The 20289-nt window shown below is 32.4% G+C and carries 20 protein-coding genes and 1 pseudogene; 4 read left to right on the plus strand and 17 right to left on the minus strand.

All coding sequences use genetic code 11. From position 1 onward, the window contains the following. Positions 1 to 3 precede the first annotated feature (3 nt). Positions 4 to 1260: a hemolysin family protein gene (locus ACW9W4_RS09930; protein WP_457762295.1), complete on the minus strand. Its 1257-nt coding sequence runs from the start codon at positions 1258 to 1260 to the stop codon at positions 4 to 6. After that, complete coding sequence (locus ACW9W4_RS09935; RefSeq protein ID WP_457762296.1) at positions 1257 to 3425, minus strand: M20/M25/M40 family metallo-hydrolase; 2169 nt, start codon at positions 3423 to 3425, stop codon at positions 1257 to 1259. Before ACW9W4_RS09935 ends, ACW9W4_RS09930 begins: the two co-directional genes overlap by 4 nt. 366 nt (positions 3426 to 3791) lie before the next feature. Between ACW9W4_RS09935 and ACW9W4_RS09940 the strand changes: the two genes are divergently transcribed. After that, positions 3792 to 4184, plus strand: a complete 393-nt coding sequence (locus ACW9W4_RS09940) for a DUF6659 family protein (protein WP_457762297.1) — start codon at positions 3792 to 3794, stop codon at positions 4182 to 4184. 40 nt (positions 4185 to 4224) lie between these two features. On the opposite strand, the gene ACW9W4_RS09945 is transcribed toward ACW9W4_RS09940, so the two are convergent. Beyond that, positions 4225 to 5535, minus strand: a complete 1311-nt coding sequence (locus ACW9W4_RS09945; RefSeq protein ID WP_457762298.1) for a hypothetical protein — start codon at positions 5533 to 5535, stop codon at positions 4225 to 4227. Between the two features lie 61 nt (positions 5536 to 5596). Then, positions 5597 to 6904: a hypothetical protein gene (locus ACW9W4_RS09950; RefSeq protein ID WP_457762299.1), complete on the minus strand. Its 1308-nt coding sequence runs from the start codon at positions 6902 to 6904 to the stop codon at positions 5597 to 5599. A gap of 302 nt (positions 6905 to 7206) precedes the next feature. On the opposite strand from ACW9W4_RS09950, the gene ACW9W4_RS09955 reads away from it, so the two are divergent. Next, positions 7207 to 7353, plus strand: coding sequence for a hypothetical protein (locus tag ACW9W4_RS09955; RefSeq protein ID WP_457762300.1), 147 nt, complete (start codon positions 7207 to 7209; stop codon positions 7351 to 7353). A gap of 96 nt (positions 7354 to 7449) precedes the next feature. After that, entirely contained in the window at positions 7450 to 8478 is a 1029-nt protein-coding gene (locus tag ACW9W4_RS09960; protein WP_457762301.1) for a hypothetical protein, read from the plus strand. 14 nt (positions 8479 to 8492) lie between these two features. Here ACW9W4_RS09960 and ACW9W4_RS09965 read toward each other — a convergent pair whose 3' ends face one another. The 6 genes from ACW9W4_RS09965 to ACW9W4_RS09990 all read right to left on the minus strand — a co-directional run bounded on the left by ACW9W4_RS09965 (position 8493) and on the right by ACW9W4_RS09990 (position 14079). After that, positions 8493 to 10163 carry an acetolactate synthase large subunit gene (locus tag ACW9W4_RS09965; protein WP_457762302.1) on the minus strand — a complete coding sequence of 557 codons (1671 nt, stop codon included), beginning with the start codon at positions 10161 to 10163 and terminating at the stop codon, positions 8493 to 8495. A gap of 136 nt (positions 10164 to 10299) precedes the next feature. Further along, on the minus strand, positions 10300 to 10554 hold the full coding sequence (locus ACW9W4_RS09970; RefSeq protein WP_457762303.1) for an Lrp/AsnC ligand binding domain-containing protein: 255 nt from the start codon (positions 10552 to 10554) through the stop codon (positions 10300 to 10302). Positions 10555 to 10735: 181 nt separating this feature from the next. After that, positions 10736 to 12520: a cation:proton antiporter domain-containing protein gene (locus ACW9W4_RS09975; RefSeq protein WP_457762304.1), complete on the minus strand. Its 1785-nt coding sequence runs from the start codon at positions 12518 to 12520 to the stop codon at positions 10736 to 10738. 4 nt (positions 12521 to 12524) lie between these two features. Then, the gene (locus tag ACW9W4_RS09980; protein ID WP_457762305.1) at positions 12525 to 13271 is read right to left on the minus strand and encodes a hypothetical protein; all 747 of its coding nucleotides are present in this window, start codon (positions 13269 to 13271) and stop codon (positions 12525 to 12527) included. A gap of 26 nt (positions 13272 to 13297) precedes the next feature. After that, positions 13298 to 13762 (minus strand): SHOCT domain-containing protein, encoded by a 465-nt coding sequence (locus ACW9W4_RS09985; RefSeq protein WP_457762306.1) that lies wholly within the window; start codon positions 13760 to 13762, stop codon positions 13298 to 13300. A 155-nt stretch (positions 13763 to 13917) separates the two neighbouring features. Then, positions 13918 to 14079, minus strand: coding sequence for a hypothetical protein (locus ACW9W4_RS09990; protein WP_457762307.1), 162 nt, complete (start codon positions 14077 to 14079; stop codon positions 13918 to 13920). 268 nt (positions 14080 to 14347) lie between these two features. On the opposite strand from ACW9W4_RS09990, the gene ACW9W4_RS09995 reads away from it, so the two are divergent. Then, a complete protein-coding gene (locus ACW9W4_RS09995) occupies positions 14348 to 14881 on the plus strand; it encodes a hypothetical protein (protein WP_457762308.1) in 534 nt (177 codons plus the stop codon). Between the two features lie 563 nt (positions 14882 to 15444). On the opposite strand, the gene ACW9W4_RS10000 is transcribed toward ACW9W4_RS09995, so the two are convergent. The 7 genes and pseudogenes from ACW9W4_RS10000 to ACW9W4_RS10030 all read right to left on the minus strand — a co-directional run. Then, complete coding sequence (locus tag ACW9W4_RS10000) at positions 15445 to 17076, minus strand: gamma-glutamyltransferase family protein (protein WP_457762309.1); 1632 nt, start codon at positions 17074 to 17076, stop codon at positions 15445 to 15447. 57 nt (positions 17077 to 17133) lie between these two features. After that, complete coding sequence (locus ACW9W4_RS10005; RefSeq protein WP_457762310.1) at positions 17134 to 17652, minus strand: hypothetical protein; 519 nt, start codon at positions 17650 to 17652, stop codon at positions 17134 to 17136. 30 nt (positions 17653 to 17682) lie between these two features. Next, a complete protein-coding gene (locus tag ACW9W4_RS10010) occupies positions 17683 to 18609 on the minus strand; it encodes a calcium/sodium antiporter (RefSeq protein ID WP_457762311.1) in 927 nt (308 codons plus the stop codon). Positions 18610 to 18943: 334 nt separating this feature from the next. Then, complete coding sequence (locus ACW9W4_RS10015) at positions 18944 to 19123, minus strand: hypothetical protein (RefSeq protein WP_457762312.1); 180 nt, start codon at positions 19121 to 19123, stop codon at positions 18944 to 18946. A 275-nt stretch (positions 19124 to 19398) separates the two neighbouring features. Continuing rightward, positions 19399 to 19746 carry a hypothetical protein gene (locus tag ACW9W4_RS10020; protein WP_457762313.1) on the minus strand — a complete coding sequence of 116 codons (348 nt, stop codon included), beginning with the start codon at positions 19744 to 19746 and terminating at the stop codon, positions 19399 to 19401. A gap of 22 nt (positions 19747 to 19768) precedes the next feature. Then, positions 19769 to 19939: a hypothetical protein gene (locus ACW9W4_RS10025; protein WP_457762314.1), complete on the minus strand. Its 171-nt coding sequence runs from the start codon at positions 19937 to 19939 to the stop codon at positions 19769 to 19771. 40 nt (positions 19940 to 19979) lie between these two features. Beyond that, positions 19980 to 20289, minus strand: a pseudogene (locus ACW9W4_RS10030) (hypothetical protein); the annotation flags it as partial.

Below are 20289 nucleotides of genomic sequence, written 5' to 3' on the forward strand. Positions count from 1 at the left end.
CAGTTACACCTCATCTAAAATTCGCTGAATTCTAATAGATGTTGGTTTGTTTTTTTCTACTTGCTCGATTTTAATTGATAGAGAGCTAATTTTCACAACATCCCCAACTTTTGGTATATCATGAAGTTGTTCGTGTAATAATCCATTTAATGTTGAATAATCATCAGGATATGGAATGTTTGTTTTAAATGCAAGGTTGACCTCGTCTATTTCTATATCACCATTTGTGATTATTGTATTCTCATCAATTCTCTCATAGAGTTTTATGTTAAAATCAGTCTCATCTCGAATTTCACCTACAATCTCTTCAATGAGATCTTCCAAAGTAACGATACCTTCGACTCCTCCAAATTCATCAACAACTATTGCCATGTGAGTATTTTTTGCTTGCATTTCTTTGAGAAGAGTGCTCATCTTTTTTTCTTGTGATACGTAAATTGGATCACGAACAAAATCTTTAATTTTTTTATGTTGTAGTTCACTATCTTTCAGATGTTTTAGTAAATCGCGTACATGTAAAATACCAATAATGTCATCACGATCCTTATCATAAATTGGAACTCTAGAATGACCACTTTGATGAATTGTATCTGCTGCATCAAACAATTCTACATCTCCTTGTAATGTAAACATCCTAGTTCTCGGCGTCATTACAGATCTTATTACATTATCATTAAAGTCCAATGCACCGTGAACCATATCTCGTTCAGACGTTTCTAATGCATCATCTCGGTGACCTTGATCAATAATACCTTTAATTTCCTCACCAGTCAATGCAGGTGGTCGATAACCACTACCAGTAAGTTTGATAATACCCCGAGTAATTCTTTCAAGTATCCAAACTATTGGATAAAGCACATAACTAAAAGCTAATAGAACCCCACTGCACCTTAACGCAACTTTTGTTGCATTTGCATTGCAATAGGTTTTAGGAGTAACTTCACCAAAAATGATAATTAAAAATGTCATAATTCCAACAGCAATTCCCATTCCATTATCACCAAAAATTTCTATAGCGACAACAGTTGCAAGAGATGCAGAACCAATATTTACTAAATTATTTCCAAGATTTACACTTGACATCATCCAGCCTGGATTGGAATGTAATTTTTGAAGAGCCTTTGCACCTTTGGTCTTATTTTTTACCAATCGCTCTATAGTAGCTTGACTTGTACCAACAAGGGCCACTTCCAATCCACTAAAAAATCCTGAAAGCCCAATTAATGCTGCAAGTGCGGCTAATTGATATTCTAAACTCATTTCTGTGCACACCTGAAGATAACAGATGCCAATAAAGCTGATCTTTCTACAATACTATCATGAATAATGTATTCTTTAGATGAACGATAACGATTTCCTAATGGTCCAAATCCATCTAATGCAGGAAGTCTAATGGGGACATTACTAATGTCCGAAGATAGTAATTGAGCATGTTTTTTAATTTTAATTTCATGCTTTTTAGCCAAATCTTCTACCAACTTGTAGAATTTAGTATCAGAAGGCTCCTCCAATACAGGATGTCTCGTTTGAATTTTGTTTACTGCAACATCTAGTTTTTTAGAACTAGTTTCGCGTTTCTTCATTACAGTCTTAATTTTTGAATCTAGTAATTCTCCAAGTTTTTCTGTTTTGTAACTGCATGTCAGGGATATTGTAGCATAGTTTGGAGTATGACCATGAGAACCTTGAGCTACAACAGATGTTGTACTTAATCGATAGTTCTTCTCATCTTTTGAAATCTTATCAATGGCAGCTAATTTTTTTGCCAATATAGGAATTATGCCATGAATGTTAGAAGTTGATTCATCGCCAGTTGTGGTAAATCGTATTTGATAATCACTTCGACCATAGCAGGTTGTAATAATTCCTCCATCAATACTTCCAGATTTTAATCCAAGAATGTATTTTGATTGTTTTGATATTTCTTCAATTAAGCTACTACTATGTCGTCCACCTAAACTATCATCAGTTGTAAGTAATATACCACATTTTATTTTTTTGAGTCTTTTTGAAAATCTTAATGCATGTAATGCACCCAACATCACTACCAATCCACCTTTACTTTCAGCAACGCCTGAACCTACAATCTTATCACTAGTTTCAGAATATGTTATCAAATCACTTGGTCCATAATGAGTGTCCATATGAGATATGAACAAAACATCATTATGAGAATCAGAATGATTCTTAAAATAACGAAAGTCTCCAACATCGGATTGTTTGTAAATCTGTTCATTAAATCCAAGATGAGACAACCGTTTTGACAATTTAGATCCTAATTGATTGACATTCTCAATATTGTATACGTGGGTATTGAGATTGACATAATCTTTCAGAGTTTCTTTTAGACTCTGTAAATGACTTCTCAAATATGTCCTAGCAACAACACGTAATGGTTGAGTTAAATCAACTTCATCATCAATATGTTGAGTAATGGAGCCAAAGTAGCGAATTACTGCAACATCTAAAATTTTGTTTACGAGAGATTCATACGTATATCCAGCAGTTTTGCCAGCATGATAAAACGAACCACCAGTTCCAAGGCTAGCCATTGAATTTAATTCAAGGATGTAAAGATTCTCATCTTTATCCATTCGAAAATCAACTCTAGTATAATCATTTAATCCCAAAGACGAAAATGCATCGATACACATTTGTTTCATCTCAGCCTCTTTTTCTTTTGATAACTTTGCAGGACATGTTTTTTCAACTCCACCTTTTTTCTTTTTATCAGCAATAGTTTGTATTTGATCAGGATGATCAAGATTAATTTCAACTATTGGTAAAACTTCTATGTTTGGTTTATTTCCCAATAAACCCACAGCAAATTCTCGTCCTGAAATGAATTGTTCTACCAAAATATCTTGTTGGAATTTTTCAATTTGTACTTTAACTGCAGCTCTCAAGTCATCCCAATTATCTACAACTTCCATCCCCATAGAAGTAGATTCTAGTTTTGGTTTTACAATCACAGGAAATACCAAGTCATCATGTGTATCATCTGGAGTTCGAAATACCCAAAACCCAGGAGTTGGAATTTTATTTTTCTGTAAAACAATTTTGGTCATTACCTTATCTTGAACAATGGCATGACCTGCTGGACCGGAACCGATGTATGGGATTCCAAGCATTTCCATCATTGCAGGAATGTGTGTGTACCTGTTCTGACCTTGTATACCATATGCCATGTTAAACACCATGCCAGGGTTTTCACCTGCAACTACTTTTGGCATAAATTCTTTTAATTCTTCATTTAGATGAATATCACCTTCAATTACCTTGACAGTGTGTCCACCCTTTTCTAATGATTGAGCAACTCTTTCAACAGCTTTTAGACTATAGTGTTCTTTAGTAGTCATTCCAAAAACATTGATTACATCATTTGGATCTATCTTATTTTCATTATAGATTAAAGCAACTTTCATTATATTTTCTCATTTTTTTTAATTGGTTTTATACCCATGTATCATGACGGCGGGGCCTTTTTCTTAGTCCATGCCTGTTCATTAAGTTGATGACATTTACAATCAGCACTTTTCCCTTTACAACTTTTGTGATGTAATGTAGTATCACATTTGTTACAATCAGGGTCTCGCCAGCTTGCTTGATTTCCACAATTCGGACATCGCATGACTAGTCATAATTTTGAAACACTATAAGCATAGAGGATTTTGAACTAGTTTAGAAATTAAATAACTAGCTGTCTTAATTCTGACTTAAGTCAAGTAATAAAAGATCTAGTATGATCATGATTCAATATGTTTAAAATTAAGACCTATTCTTAAAAAAATATGTCTGATGTTACAGTTGAAGGTATCAAGAAACTAGATATCGCATGTAAGAATCTGTCAAAGGAGAATAAAATCAGACATGTAGGAGTAATTAACAATCTTGGAAAACTAATTGCAGGAGGTTTCAAAGCAGGAACATCCCCACTATTAGATAAAGATAAAATTGCCATGACATACATGCAAATGCAATTAGATTTTAAAATGAGACAAGAATTAGACGAGGCTCTAGGACCAATTGACTATATTGCATCAAGGAGAACAAAACAATTGATAATCAGCGTTCCAATTGGAAATAATTTGGTTCTCATTTCAGCAGAACCTGATGCTGATGATAAGGAAATAATTAAAAAAGCAGAAGCATTATTTGACGATATATCAATATCCACAATTTAATTTAAAAATTAAAAATATTTTCTAATATCATCTGTATATCTCAAGTCTTGAGTAATAATGAATTGAGTTTCACTCTATTTTCTAAAATGTCATTTCGTAATTCACTAATTTCTTGAGTTAATTGAAGAGCAATTGGTTCGGTTGTAGAATCAAGTTTTTTAGAAATTAGATCACCCAAATTACTTCTCTTATCAGCAAGAACAACTTCCATTTCAGATATCTGAGTTTCTAAAGATTGGATTTGTTTTGAAATTCCAGAGTTTCCACTAATTGTAGGTATTATGGATTCAGAATCCAATGCATTGATTCTTGTAATGCCAACTTGACATGATTCAGGAATTATTCTATCAATTAATTTGACATCAACTGTTTCGGTGTCTGATGTAACGGTGATTATTGGCAATCTAATAGATTGCATACCTGCACACGCTTCAAAAACTACATTGAATCTTTTAACGTCAGGGTTACTAGTTCCTGATGGAGCAACAACACTTGGAGTTACTGAAATAAGGTTTGTACTCATTCCCTCAAGAGGTTGTCCTGTAATTGATTTTGGGAAATCAATTTTAGATACTTTGGTACTTGGAGGGACATATAAAACCATGAAATACCTTCTGAGTTGATCCTGAAGTTCTTTCAATTCTTTTTTCATAGTTATGATACTGCTAATATTTTCAGACTCTTGGGATTGATCATTTGATTTTGGTATTTTTGCTTTTGCAATAGCAATTTTAGTTTTTAAATCAGCAATTTGAGATTCAAGTGAGGAAATTTTTTCTGAAATTCCTCCTTTATTCAATAGAGTTGCAGAAATAGAATTAGGATCTGCAGCTTTAATATTTACAGAGCTAGTATAACAAGAGTTTGCTTTTAGAGGAGTTGCTAATTTTACATATTTAGTTTCACTATCAGATGTGACAAAAATTTCAGGTGCTCTAATTAATTTTGTAGTACTACATGCTTCAAAGACATACGAATATCCAGAAATGCTAGATTTTGCAGTAGTACCGCTAGCAAGTTGTTTTAATGTTACAATTTTTGTGATAGTTCCAACAGATTCACCTTTTTTCAATTTCTTTTCTTTGATTTCTGCTACTTTTTTCTCAGAAAGTTGTTTTGCCCATCCATGTTCTGCTAATTTTTCAGCAGTAGTTGGTTTTACACAAGCAACTTTATCAGAAGAACTTTTAGTAATTTTCACTAATCCCTCTGCACAAATTATCTGATCATTTGTAAAGTCTAATTTCATTTGTTGTCTTGGACTAATTACATCTGCAAACGATTGTGAAGGTAAAGTGCCTGAAATTAAAATAACTCCTAAAATAACTGCAAAGATAGGAACTGAGTTCATAACAAATCAGTACTTTCATCGTTATAAAACATATCCTTAATTGATGTAATGCCACATGAAATCAATTGTTGTCTTTTTTATAAAGTCCAATATTTTTTAGAAATTTGTTTGATTCTTCTAGAGCGTGTTTTTTGATTTTTACTCTATCATCGTTTTGAATTGATTTTGAGGCCAGTTGTAGCATCTCATCCATGAGATGAATTCCGCCTTGTGCACCTTTTTTGAGCCCTAACTGGTAAAGCAGAGGCAATTTGGACATATCATTAGGCACATTCATCTTGATTTCAGGAAGAGTAATTTTTTCTTCAGGAGACTCAATTTCTGTGAATTTATCCACTACCTTAGAGAGTAATGTTTCTAGATTTTCACCAAGATTCCTCTCAAGTTTGGTATTCTTTTCTTTTCTAGCCATCATTACAATTCTCTTAATTTTTAGAATAGCCTGATTGGTCTCAACCGAATTAAAGTCAGTTGCAGAAAGATCCAAACCGAAATCATGCATAAATGCCTCTGCAATATATGAAATTGCTTCTTTTCTACAAGATGCCTTTGTTGTTCCAAATGGACAATTATCGCAATTTGTGGTAAAGTATCTAGCTCCTCTTTGACCAAAACTTGAAAGAACAATCTTGTCTTGTTCACGTAGCTTGCCAATAGTTCTTGAGATAAGGCCTTCATCAATTAGCAATGCTTGAGAAACTTCTTGGTTAGAATAAGACCCTTCATCAATTAAAGCTAAAATTTCTTCTTCCAATTCTCCAGGAGAACGTCTAGATGGCTCATCGATTGCATCAGCTAAATAATGAGATACGATCTTGTCAGTTTTTTCATGATTGATAACAAATGTTTTTCCGTCAAATTGTGCATTAAGGCCAGATAAAGTTTCATCTTTGAGGATTTTCTTGAGGATTTTTTCAAGATTTTTAATTTTAAAGTCTTTTAAAAGTTCAGTTATCTTAATAGTGGAAATTTTTAGATTGTTTGCAGCAAATATATGATATAGCGCCCATCTAATTTTTCTTTCATCACTTCTCTCAATTAATCTCAACAATCCACAAAAAACATCAATTCTTTCCCATTTTATATTAGAAACTTCATCTTTGGAATTTTTGATAAATAATGCTCTATCTAGTTCTTTTAAAAAATCTTCAAATTGTTTTACAAGGTGAGGTTTTTTAATTTTTGATACCAGTTTAATTTTAGAACTTTTTGAAATTGCATCAAGTAATTCTGATTTTGATAAAAATGGTTTATCTCTAAGTGATTTTGTCTCATATTTGAAAAATTCAAAAAATTCTAAATTTCTATTTTTGATAGATATTGGTTGAAAAACTTTTAGCCCTAATAGATTTGAAGAAGAAAGACCCATAATATCATAAAACTAGTTGACTATTTATGCCTATCAAGACAAGTACATGACCAAATATATTTCAATTAATAATTAAAATTATACACAAAGATTCTAATCCAAAGCAAGTACTGTGAATTTTGTATACTTGCGTTAATGGAAAAAATTCAATTTTCTTGTAATAATTGTGGTGGAGATTTGACAAATCAGATTATCTGTTATGGAACATTATGTTCAAAATGTTGGGATAAAGTCAAGCCCGACAGACGAAATATTGAAATAAAATAACAAGTCAATAGATATCAAATAGAGGAAATACAGAAATGCCACTCTTAACAGAAAAATCATCTGGAAACAGCAACATAGGAGATCTTTGCCCCATATGTAATAGGCCAAAAAAAGATCACACCGTTGAAGAGATTAAGATTTGTTCTGACAAATTAAAAGACATAGAAAAATCAGGAAAATAATACCAATTAATAATTTCAAAAGTTATCAACACAGTTTAGAATGCAAACAGATTTGAAAATCTTAAAAGTCTAAATTTACCAAATGTCTAAAAAATCATGGGCAAAATAAAACTAATTGGCATCAGCATTCTGATAATCATAATATTTCTAGGAATATTATTTGCATATTCGTATACTCATCTGAGCATAAATCTAAAAGATGTTGAATTTCAAAGCATAGACTGGGAGACATTAACTTGGTCTAATCTACTAAATGTAGGACTAGATACATTATCTGGAGACTGGTTTAACGCAGCATTTAGTTTGATTCAAGGAATTAACTTGAACTTTATTTTTAATGTAAATAACAATGGTTTTCTTCCCGTATACATTCCAGATTTGTATTATGACATTTTGATTAATGATATTAGAATTGGCAGAGGCAATAGTAACATAGACACCACAATCTATCCTGGAGAAACTAAAGAGATCATATCATTTCAAAATATTCAAAAAAATAGTTTTGCTCCAGCCATAAATTCCATAGTGAGTACTCAGGGAATGATTGAAATTAAAGTAAGAGGTACTGCATATTTTAAAATATTTGGAATGAATATACCAATTCCATTTGAATCATCCAAACAAATATCAATTTACGATGAAGTTAGAAATAAAATAAATTCAGAAATTCAAAAAAACCAACCACAAAATGATGGATGGGTAAACATTACAGCAAAAAACCCTCTTGAAAATGTACTAAATTCAATAACAACTGAATTGTTTGGTGCAGAAAACTTGGATCTTTTACTATCTGGGCAAACAATTGTGGACTCTACCTACAAAGTTACCCCAAAGTCATATTCACATGTCTATTTTACACTACAATGTACAGCAAATATCCAAGGAGGATTTATTGCAAACGCATTACTTGGAAATAACATAGTTGTCTTTATTCTAAATGAAGAAAATTTCAAAAAATTCGAAGAGGGACAAAATGCATCAACGTATTACAAAAGCAACAAGGTTGAATCAGGAACTTTTGATGTAACATTGGTTCCAGGTGAATATTACATCATAATGTCAAATGAGCATTCAATGTTTTCAACAAAAACGGTTCAACTACAAGCAGCATCAACATGTTCATAACAGTATAAAATCAATCATACATTTTCATAATTACTGTCATTTAAGAGAACATTATTTCTAGAGTAATCCACATCAATTGCAATGATTACAGGCTTGTCTTTGATTTTTTTAGCCTCATCTAAAATTTTTGGAAACTCTTCTGTGGATTTAACTACATACCCTACTGCTCCAAAACTTTCAGCCAGTTTAATAAAATCAGGATTGGTAAATTTTGTAAAGACACTTTTTCCAAATTCATTTTTTTGCTTCATAGATATCATACCCAAGTCACGATCACACCACACCACAGTAATAATTGAAATCTTTAGTCTAACTGCAGTTTCAAGTTCCTGCACGTTCATCAAAAACCCGGCATCACCACACATTGCAACCACATTTCTTTCAGGGTAAACTAGTTTGGCAGCCATTGCACCTGGGAATGCAAACCCCATAGAACAAAATCCATTTGGAATAATGCAAGTGTTTGGCTGATATGTTTTGTAAATTTTAGCAATCCAAAGTTTGTGTGCTCCAACATCTGACAAAACAATGTCATGTTCGCCCATGGCATTTCTAACATCTATCACTAATTTTTCAGGTTTTATTGGAAAAGCCAAGTCATCATTAAATGAATCACGTCGCTCATCAACTTCGCGTAAAATTTTCTTAAAAATTTCAGGAATTTCTTTTCGTGGGAAAATATCTAATTCAGGATGTATTTCTTTTTGAGATTCTAATTCAGATAAAATATCATCAATTGCATATTCAATATCTGAAACTATTTCCACTTTGGGTCGATAATATGTATACACTTCAGAAGGCGTGAAATCAATATGGATGATTTTTTTATTCAAATCCTGATTCCAATTTTTAGGGCTATACTCTACAAGATCAACACCCACTGCAATTACAACATCTGCAGATTTCATTGCAAGTAATGCATGGTCTGCGTCTTTGATTCCAATAGTATGCAAATGAAGTGGGGAATCATCAGATACAACTCCTTTTCCCATAAACGTATTCATTGCAATAATGCCAGTTTTTTCTACAAATTTACGAATGTGAGTACTAGCGTTTTCTCTAACACATCCATTTCCTAGAAAAATTATAGGATTTTTTGCGTGAAGAATAAGCTGTGCAGCCTGTTTAATCAATTCTTCATTTGCACCAGATCTAAAGATAGGTTGAGGTTCTATTGGGGGAATGTCTGTATCTTTTTTTGCAATATCTTGAGGTAGTTCAATATGTACAGCCCCTGGTTTTTCCTCTAATGAAATTTTAAATGCACGTCTTACAATTTCTGGAATGTTTTGTGGATTACGTATAGACCAATTCCATTTTGTAATTGGTTTGAACATTGTAATAGCATCCATATTTTGATGGGATTCTTTGTGTAACAGATGAGAATCAGTCTGTCCAGTAATTGCAAGTAATCTTGATCTATCCATGTTTGCATTTGCAACACCAGTAACTAGATTTGTTGCACCAGGGCCCAAAGTAGCCAAACACACTCCAACTTTACCAGTTAGTCTCCCATACACATCTGCCATGAATGCAGCGCCTTGCTCATGCCGAGTCAAAATGAATTTAATTTTAGACTCAGATAACGACATCATAAAATCAGCATTCTCCTCACCAGGGATACCAAAAATGTATTCTACACCTTCAGTTTCCAGACATTTTACAAATAAATCAGAAGCTTTCAATATTATTCCTATAATTTACTATAGTATCATTTGTTAAAAAAGTTCCAATGGCAAAATTAGTGATTAACATGTATTGCTAATTTTTTAAAAGAATGTATCCATAATTTTAACATATTAAAATTACAATAATTAAAAATTAAATTTCTTGGTCAATACTTCCACCTTGACCATACAACACATGCATGGTAAACGTATCAGTGACATCAGGGTGATTTCTTAATCTTTGGATAATTTTTTCTACGCCGTTAGGATCCGGTGTTTTAATTTTAATAAAAATATCATACTTGCCCCATATACCGTTAATTTCAATTATTTCACGTAATTCTTTGAGTTCTGTAATTACGCTTATCTCACGGCCAGTTTTACAATTTATGAGGATGTATGCTTGCATACATTCAATCCCATTTATGATAGATAAAGATCACGCCCCAAATTACATAAATTTGTAAAATCAGGCTCAAAATTTACCACATTTGTTGAAGGGGGTTTTGGAGATTATTGCCATAGAGAATGTCATAGAAAAGACATTTTATTGTACAATCTCTCTGTAAAGTAACCTAAAATTTTATTATTTATTCAGATTCTAATTCTTCATCATCTTTCATCAAGCTGTCCATGATATGACCATGGGACAATTTCTGAAATACAAATACAGAGTCTGCAATTAGTAGAACCGCTATAGCAAGACCAATACCTGAAATAATAAATGGTAAAAATGGTAGCAATTCCAAGTCTGCAATGTATGGCTGGATTACAGCAATTAATACCAAAATAAATCCAGTAAAGAAAATATTTCGCAGTAATCTATGCAGAGGTTTTTCTTCTAACTGTTTAGTGTCAGCAGGAATTAGTTTTGTAGATAAAATATCAGATATGTTTGTAACTAGTTTCTCAATTTTACCAAGCATTGCAATAACTGGATAAACAATTAGCAGTATACTCACAATAGTTAATAATATTTCAGGATCAATGGCCAAAGGAACTCCAGTTTGATTGATAATATTCACTATATCATCATTAAAGTAATCAATAACTGCTAAAATTGCAATCACTATCATCAAATTTACAAAGAATTTTGGACCATGTTCTTTGAGTAATTTATTAAATTGAGTATCACCATCTGATGAATTCATTAATTTGTTGAAGAATCTACCTACAATGAAAATTGGATTTAATAATTTCATTGGAACGTAACTTTTTCTGTTTGCAATGGTGGGTAATGCCTTCAACAATAGTGGAATACACAGCATTGTAGCTAATGTCACAAGCATTGTAACTGGATATAATGTATCTCGAACAGAACCTCCATCTACTGCCTGTTTTGCCATGATAAATGAGAATTCCCCTCTAGGAACCATCACTGTGCCAATAGTAGATGCACCATGAATGTCATGACCACCAATAGATGATCCAAAGAAATTGCCTACAAATTTTCCAATAATTGCTAAAATAATGATAGGTATTGAGATCAGTGCAACTTCAGGAATTGCCATTATATTTACAAGCATTCCAATTGACACAAAGAATATCACTCCAAAGAAATCACGTAGCGGGAGAATTTTTTTAGTAATTTGTTCAGAATGCTTCGATGATGCAATAATCATTCCCATGATAAACGCGCCAATTGCAGAACTCTGTCCTAGAAAATGAGCAACAACTGCCAAACCAAAGCCCAGCGCTAATGCAGTGATGAATGGCGCTTCAGGAATATCTAAATCATGAATTTTTTCCAGCAATTTTGGAATTAGTTTAATGCCCAAGCCCAACGCTATTACAAAGAATGTTAAACTCTGTAAAACTAAAATTCCAACTCCAGTGAAATCAAGATCTGCACCAGCTGATGCATTTCCTAAAATTACTAAAAGTAGTACGGCTGCAAGATCCTCTACTATCAAAATCGTTATGACAGTGTTGAATTCTTTTGTTTTGACTAGTTTAAGATCCCTCAGTATTCGAAGAGAAATTGCAGTACTACTGATTGATAAAATTCCTGCCAGATACAGTGCCTCCAAATGAGTCCAACCAAAAGAAAAAGCCCCGATATATGCCAGGAAAAACATTATTGATAATTCAGACATTCCCACAACAATAGGTTTGATTCCAGCTTTGCGTAATTTCTGTAAACTAAATTCCAACCCCACAACAAAAAGAAGAATAATAATTCCAAGTTCTGCCAGCAGATTAATCAGTTCCACATCATCAACAATACCCAGTCCGTACGGACCTGCAATCATTCCAATTAAGATAAAACCAATAATTGTAGGAAATTTTATTTTTTTCATAATTCCAGCACCAATCATCCCACCTCCAAGCAACAGTGCCAATAATGCTAGAAAATCAGTTACTTCAACAGTCATAACTCTAGATAATTTTTCCAGTTACAGCATCTATTCTGGCAATTACAACCTTGTTTTTCTTATCATAACACTTTGTCTCATAAATTGGTACAAGTATCTCACGAAATTCAGTTACAACGTATTCCTCACGATTAATTTTCAGATCATGTCTTAGACTTTCTTTGAGTTTCTGAGATAGTTTTGAAAATATTTCATCATCAGTCATTTCAGTTCTTCTGATGTGGTCTTTATTTACATCAAGTACCCTTTGAACATAATTTTCTACTGCATCAGAGTGGGTACTGTAAGCAAAAGTAGTTTCCAATCCATTGTGATCAAAGTACATTGAATCAGTCATACTTTTGAGTGCATTTTCAACTACATTAAGTTCCAGATCTTGTTTTGAAATTCCAACTCCTTGTTTCATTTTTTTGCCAAATTTTTTCCACGTCCCAGATTCATTTGAGATTGGAAATTTTTCATCTCCAATTGAAACTTCAACAACATCAGGATCTACTTTAATCATGTATGACACATTACGATCAAAGTCAATTTCATAATGACCCAAAATAAAAATAAATTGCTCCAAATACAATTGCGGAATATCAACTTTTATTTCATCAGATTTTGGTCGTCGTAATGCAGATCCGAAAAAAGATGTTTTCTTTTTATCTAAAACATCCATTATATCTTGAGGTAAAAATTGAGTTCGAAGTACAATAGTGTCTTTTGTAGGGGTGTTGCTAGGAGTTAGATTTGTTTTATCTGTCAATTTTATCTCAAACCCAAACTATTCATTCAAATTCTATCTAAGATCTTTTTCTTTTTCTCATTGAATTCTTTCTCAGTGATGATTCCTAATTCTTTGAGTTTAGCTAGTTTTTCTAAAAGTTCAAGACTTGATGCACCATATTGAGTACCAAGTTTTATTCTACCTACAATTAATTCAAAAAAGTAAAAGAATGCATTATAGATTTTTTTATAAAATTTAGGGCTTTTCTTTTTTAGTATATTTTTTTGCTCTAAACCTTTTTCTCTAAGTTTTAGTGAATTAATTTTTAATGTTTTTAGATAATCTTGAGATTTCAGAAAATCAGTAGCATTATCAGTAACTTGATTTAACTTTTCCAAAGATTCCTTTCCCAATTGCTTTCCATGTTCAACAGTTTGAGTGTAATTCTTTGTCACATCTTCTAAAATGCCATCTTGTTTTTCCTTTAGAGTTTCTCTAGAATTTTGTGATTTTTCTTTTTTCTCGACCATGTTATTGATGTACAAAGTTTTAGTGTAAAGGTATTATTTTAACATCCACATTGTTAGGTAATACTAACTGTAAAGATACCGATTTGATTGTAATTTTATCTTATGATTAATTGTATAATCATTGAATTTATTGTATCCAGGAATAATGTTTAAAGTCAGTCTTTAGAAAGATTTTGAGTGTGACCAGGATCACTCTCTACTGCTTCTGTAGTTCTTCTTGAAATATCTGAAATGTGTGATTTAAAACAAGAATCAGAGCAAAATTTTTCAGTATTGCCTTCAAATGCTTTGCCACAATGCATACAAATCAATTTCAAGATGATTCAGCCGCACATTCTGAAGAACAGTAGTCACTATTTCGATTAGAGAATTCTTTCTTGCAATGTTTACATATTTTTTCAGAAACCATCGTTTGAGCCCCCAATTTTACACCACATATTTGAAAATATACTCAAATTTATCTAAATCGGTAATTGTAATCTTTTACTTACAAAGTAAGCAAATATCAAATATCTCAGACTATTTTGGTCGTCAAATATAATTTTCAGAGAAGAGTATTTATTCAAAAAAAGCCCATTTTGAAATATGGCTCTTAAAACTAAAGATGAAGTTGTCAGTTTACGATTTACCAGAGATCATATAAAATCAATTAAAAAATTAGCACAAGAAAATAATATTTCACCTACAAAAGCTGCAGAAAATATCATTACCAATCATCTAGATGTTCTTGAAAAGTGCTTCAAACGACAAGACATGATAATACAACGGGGTGAGATGAAGAAATTATACAACAGATTTTCCAAAAAAGAATTAGATCCTTGGATAGAAACAAAATATGAGCCAACTGTTTCTTGTATGCAATTATTTTCTCCAATGTTAAAATTTGAAGAAATGACTGAAACTATGTCAAGGTGGTTTAAACAAAATGGTCATCACTTGTATTATGATGATAGAGACGGAGTAAGGACAATTACATGTGCAAACAGCGACATGGGGTATAATTGGCTATATGTCAATGGGATGATTTATTTTAAAATGTTTAATGATGCAAAACATACTACATCTGATTTTAAATCAGATGAAGAAAGTTTTGAATTTAAAATAAAAATTCCAGAGTAATAGACTCAGATTTATTAAAACTCATCCAGATATTTTTGGTATAACTCATGGAAAACTTAAATGAAATTACTTGTAGATTCCCAATTTGGTGTTTTTTCAAATATTAATTTTGACATCACAGTATAGGGTTACCGTTTGTATTAAGTATGATTACTTGAGTTCTTCAAGTAAGTCTTCATCTTTTTTGAAGATCTATGATAAACCAATCAAATCCATAGCAAGAACACTAGTTGAGAAAGGTTTTTTGGACTCACTTCCAACCATTTCAGATTGCTGACTTTGAACATCTAATGCGATTTGATTCATGAAGATATTAGATGTAAAGTAGTTATTTAGGCAGATGAAAATTGTTCAAAATTTAAAATAACACAACCAATTGATTTTATTCTCAATCAAATCAACTAGGATTCATCTTAATAATTTGAATCGCCATTACTTACCAGTGAATTCATGATAAGACAGCTATAATGTATTGTTGTTTCATCTTATTCTCGAAAGTAGGTCTGCTTTCATTGAATTCACTTGTAGAATGATCTTTGGAATTACAAACGATTGAAGTATTTTTAATCCATTCCTTCCGCAATACCATCTCGTCTGATTTCTGCCATCCCTTGAAATCCTTTAGAACCTTGTTTTTTAATTACGGCATGAATCGCGCCATGATAGTATGAAAATGGTTCTTTTAATTCTATATCATATCCTAGATCTGCTAAATATGGGATGATACGATCATCAAATCTTTCACCTTCGATTGTAACTTTTCCATCAACAGAGCAATGTATTCGAGCTTTGTTCATAGCATCATTTGGACTCAAATCTGAATCAATGATTGATGATATGAATTGGGCAGTCACCGTTGGAATTCTATCACTCCCAGGGGTTCCAAGTGTCATCCAGGGTTTATTTTTATTAAATAGAATTGTGGGTGCGACTGAAGTCCAAGGACTTGAATTTGGACGTAAATAATGAGGATAATTGATATTTTCATATTCAAAAGACGACATGTAACAATTATACAGAAATCCTAATCCATTTGCTGCTGCCTTTGAACCATACACCAATTCAATAGACTGAGTAATTCCAACAGCATTTCCCTCACTATCCATCACTGAAAGATGTGTTGTATCTTCATCATGAAATTTTACATCCTGATTTGAATTGAGATTTATTCCATCTAGTATAGATTCGGATAAATGTTTGAGAAATGTTTTATCAAATAATAATTTGTCATCAAATTGTCTATAGGTATCCATATTGTATGGACGTTGAGTTCTAAATGCAAGTGATCTCCTGAATGTTTCTACAAGATACTGATAAAAATCCAAATTATTATTTTTGATTGTTTGTTGTGGAAGTTGATTTAACAACATCAAAATCAAAAGTAAAATTCTACCTACTGCAGGCGGCGGGAATGTTTTGACTGTAATGTTTCTATATTTTCCAACTAGTGGTTCACGTTCAATTATTTTTGGAATTAAAACCAAGTCATCTTCTCTTAGCAATCCCTTATTTTGTCTCATGTCTGCATCAATAATTTTTGGAATTTTTCCATGATAGAAAGACTTGTATCCATTTTCAGAAAGATATGATAAAAATTCCGCAAGATCATCTTGAATGAAAAGGTCTTTCTTATCATATGGAGTAATGCCATCTTTAAGAAAATATTTTGCCCCTGATTTTGATTCTATTTTTTCAAAATTTCCTAACTCTCGTTGTTGTAAATCATGTTGAAGTTGAGTAATTCTATAACCATTTTTTGCAATTCGTATTGCAGGTTTTAGTATTTGTGCCCATTCAAGAACGCCATATTTTTCATTTAAAACGCCCATCACTGCAATAGTGCTTGGGACAGTTGTTGACTTGTATCCCAATGATCTTTCAAGTTCATTTCGAAATTTTCTAGGGTGTGCCAAAGAAGGTGCCCTTGTGGAACCATCTATGCAAATTGTTTTCCCTTCAAAGTGAATAATCCCCATTGATTGTCCTCCAATTCCTGATGCCTGAGGTTCACACACGCCTAATGCTAAAGCAGTGGCACATGCGGCATCAATTGCATTACCACCTTTTTTGAGTATTTCAACGCCTGCCTTTGTACCATCAGGAAATGCTGAAGAAACCATTCCTTTTTTAGATTCTGAAAATTTTTTATTCTTGGTAGTTTGGAAAGATTTTTCAAATTTTTCTAAATTAAACATGGTATTATTTTTTAACAATCATTAATAATATTTGGTTTAGAAAGTATTATCTAAAATTTATTTGATTTTATTATAGTCCTGCATGATTTTTGGTAATTTATCATCAGGGTTCTTCTTTACACCATATTTCTTACAATACTCAAAGTTGTTTGGCCAATTTGCTTTTGCAATTCTTCCAAAATCAGCACTAACCATTTTATCATACCAATCAATGATGATTAATCCGTAACCAAAGAAACGTCGCAGATACGTTCCTATCTCCAGAGGAATTTTATTTTTCAATGTAAGAAAAGCAATTTCATCAAGCGTATTTAGATAGTCATTGGCGTATCTCTCACAATCCTCTGTTGTTTTTAGAATTGTGTTTTTTTCTAATCTCTTTGTCAAGTCTTCATGAAATGATCTTAATAGTTGTGCATGAGTTGCCCTTGTATTTTCCTTTGTAGATTTCCAAGTTATCCATAAAGTAATTGCAAAAATAGTCATAGTTACACAACTGATCATCACTGCCAAAAGTGGAATCTCTATTGGAGAGGAAGTGATTTGCAAATAGATTCCATTGAAAACACTAATCATGAATTTTGATAGAGATGCGTCTATATTGTTTTATTGTCTATACAACAAAAATATCACGTATCCTATGTAGCCTGCGATTAAGAATATTCCTTCTTTTCGAGATATGGAAAAGCCACTACGCATTATTGGAATCAATACAAGACTAAATGCCAGCATTATTCCAACGTCTACTAAGATTTTCTCACTAACGGTAATACCTGAAACGAGTGATGAAATTCCCAGTATTGCCAGGATATTGAATATATTACTTCCAACAATATTTCCAATACTAAGATCTGCATGACCTTTTCTTGCCGCAACTATTGATGTGATCAACTCTGGAAGGGAAGTTCCAATAGCCACTATCGTCAATCCCATGAATAATTCTGAAATACCAAAACTTACTCCTATTGCTACTGCATTCTCCACGGTAAGGAAAGATCCTCCAGTTAAGAGTAACAGTCCTGCAATCATAAAAATAATTGATTTTGAAAAAATATTTTTCTGTAGTACTTGAGAAACTGGAATCTCATCAATGTCTGTATCTTTTTTTGAACTACGATAACTATACCATGTAAAAACAATAATTCCAATGACTAGCAATATACCATCAATAAAATCAATTTTTCCATCTAAAACTATAGCAAGTAATAGAAATGAAATCCCAATCATTATTGGAACTTCTTTTCTTATTACAGATTTTGAGACCATGATTGGACTAATTATAGCTGAAATTCCTAAAATTGCTCCAATGTTTACAATATTACTGCCAACTACATTTCCTAAAGATACATCAGATAATCCTTGCATTGCAGATGAAATACTCACTGCAAGTTCTGGAGTTGATGTTCCAAAAGCAACAACTGTCAAACCAATTACCAACTGGCTTACTCCTAGTTTGTTTGAGATGGCGATGGATCCTTTGACTAACCACTCTGCTCCAAAGTAAAGCATAGCTAGTCCAGTTGCTACCAACAAAAAATTAAAAACTAACTCCATGGAGAATATTTAGAAATTAACTATATACATTATCTTGAATTTACTAGTAGAATGACGGTATTCAATTAAGATGATATATTTTAGTAAGTGAAATACAGGAGAGCCGACTAGTTGTCAACCATTTTACACACTATTTCAGCCCCTCTAGGCACGAATTATTAATTTAACAAATATTTTTTAAAATAAAAATATTGAATTTAAAGATCATGATCATTTCTGTTTGGACATCTAAAACCAATCATATTTGTTGGTGGATCTACATCAAGTTTTTCCATAACGCTCCACATTTTTCACAAAGTCTAGTTTTCATCTTCTATTCTGGAATCTCCATCCATGGTTGTGGTTCTCCAACAAGCTTGTCTCTTTGACATGTATAGTAACCCCATTCCACTTGAGGTTCATCATTGAGATTTCTTACAAGAATTCTGTATTCTCCTGGGTTGTTACATGTCAGATGTTCCTCAAGTATGCCCGGCAGAGGATTCGTATTCATAATCACATATCCGTTTGAATCAGAGCTGATTACACTGTCACATTCCTGTGAGTCTTCCCATTCAGAGAGTTTTTCTACATAAAAAGGATCATAATTTTCATATGGTTTGAAGTAGCTCTTGACATTATAGGAAATACATTTTTCAGGTTGGTATCCCCATTGCCCAACAATAAAATTTATCCCCTCATCTTTTTCAAAATTCTGCTTATTTGGAATTACAAATTGTTCTAAGAAATAACTTAACTCAAACTCTTCTTGATATTTGTTAATTGCATCTACTGATGTTGATTTCCCTGGTAATCCATCATTATTTCTTTCTGAGTTTGAATCTTTGCTTGTTTCTGTTTTTGTCTTTGCAATGATTCAGAGTCAGGTATTGGGTCGGGTTCTGGCTCGGGTTCTATTGAAACATCAGAATCAGGCATTACACTAGAAAATTTTGGCGGAGGATGATCAACCATATTCAAATAATCCAAACAATTCCAAAAAGTCAGTGGACGTGGATAGTGGGTTTCTCCAAGTATAGATTCACATCTATTTTGAATAGACATGGCATAAACTGAGCTCATCAGCACTACAGATACTAAAATAATTCCAATAATTATCAAAAGTCTACTTTTCATTTTCTAATTCTCCAAATCTTTTTCATTTACTACCCACACCACAATTAGGACAACCTGATAGTTTTTTGTTATATTTACTACAACAAATCCCACAAATCATTGTATCATCAAGATAATTTTTCTTGACATAGGGAATGACTAGTTTGATAATCACTGCAATAACAATTGGAATTGCTATCAAATACCAAACCATAAGATATTGAAATTAAATAGTATGTAGCTCATAAAGGATTCTAATCTTTTATTTCAACATATTCAAAACGTTCACCACAGAAAGGACAAAAATCTATTGGGTAATACACTACATCATCTTGGGACATTACATCAGCCCAACATAATTTTGCAGATTTCTTATTCCATAGAGGCGATTTTGAATCCATTATACGAAGTCTGTAACAGCAAAATTCAAGGTCCTCATCCAACTGGAATTCATCAAACGTTGCAAGTTCGTAATTGATTGTTTTGTTTTGAAATTTTACATCCATGATTTGTAACCAATTACATCTGTCTCTTATACACATCTCCGAGCCCACGAGACAGTTT

This window comes from Candidatus Nitrosopumilus sp. bin_7KS (genome assembly GCF_054095835.1).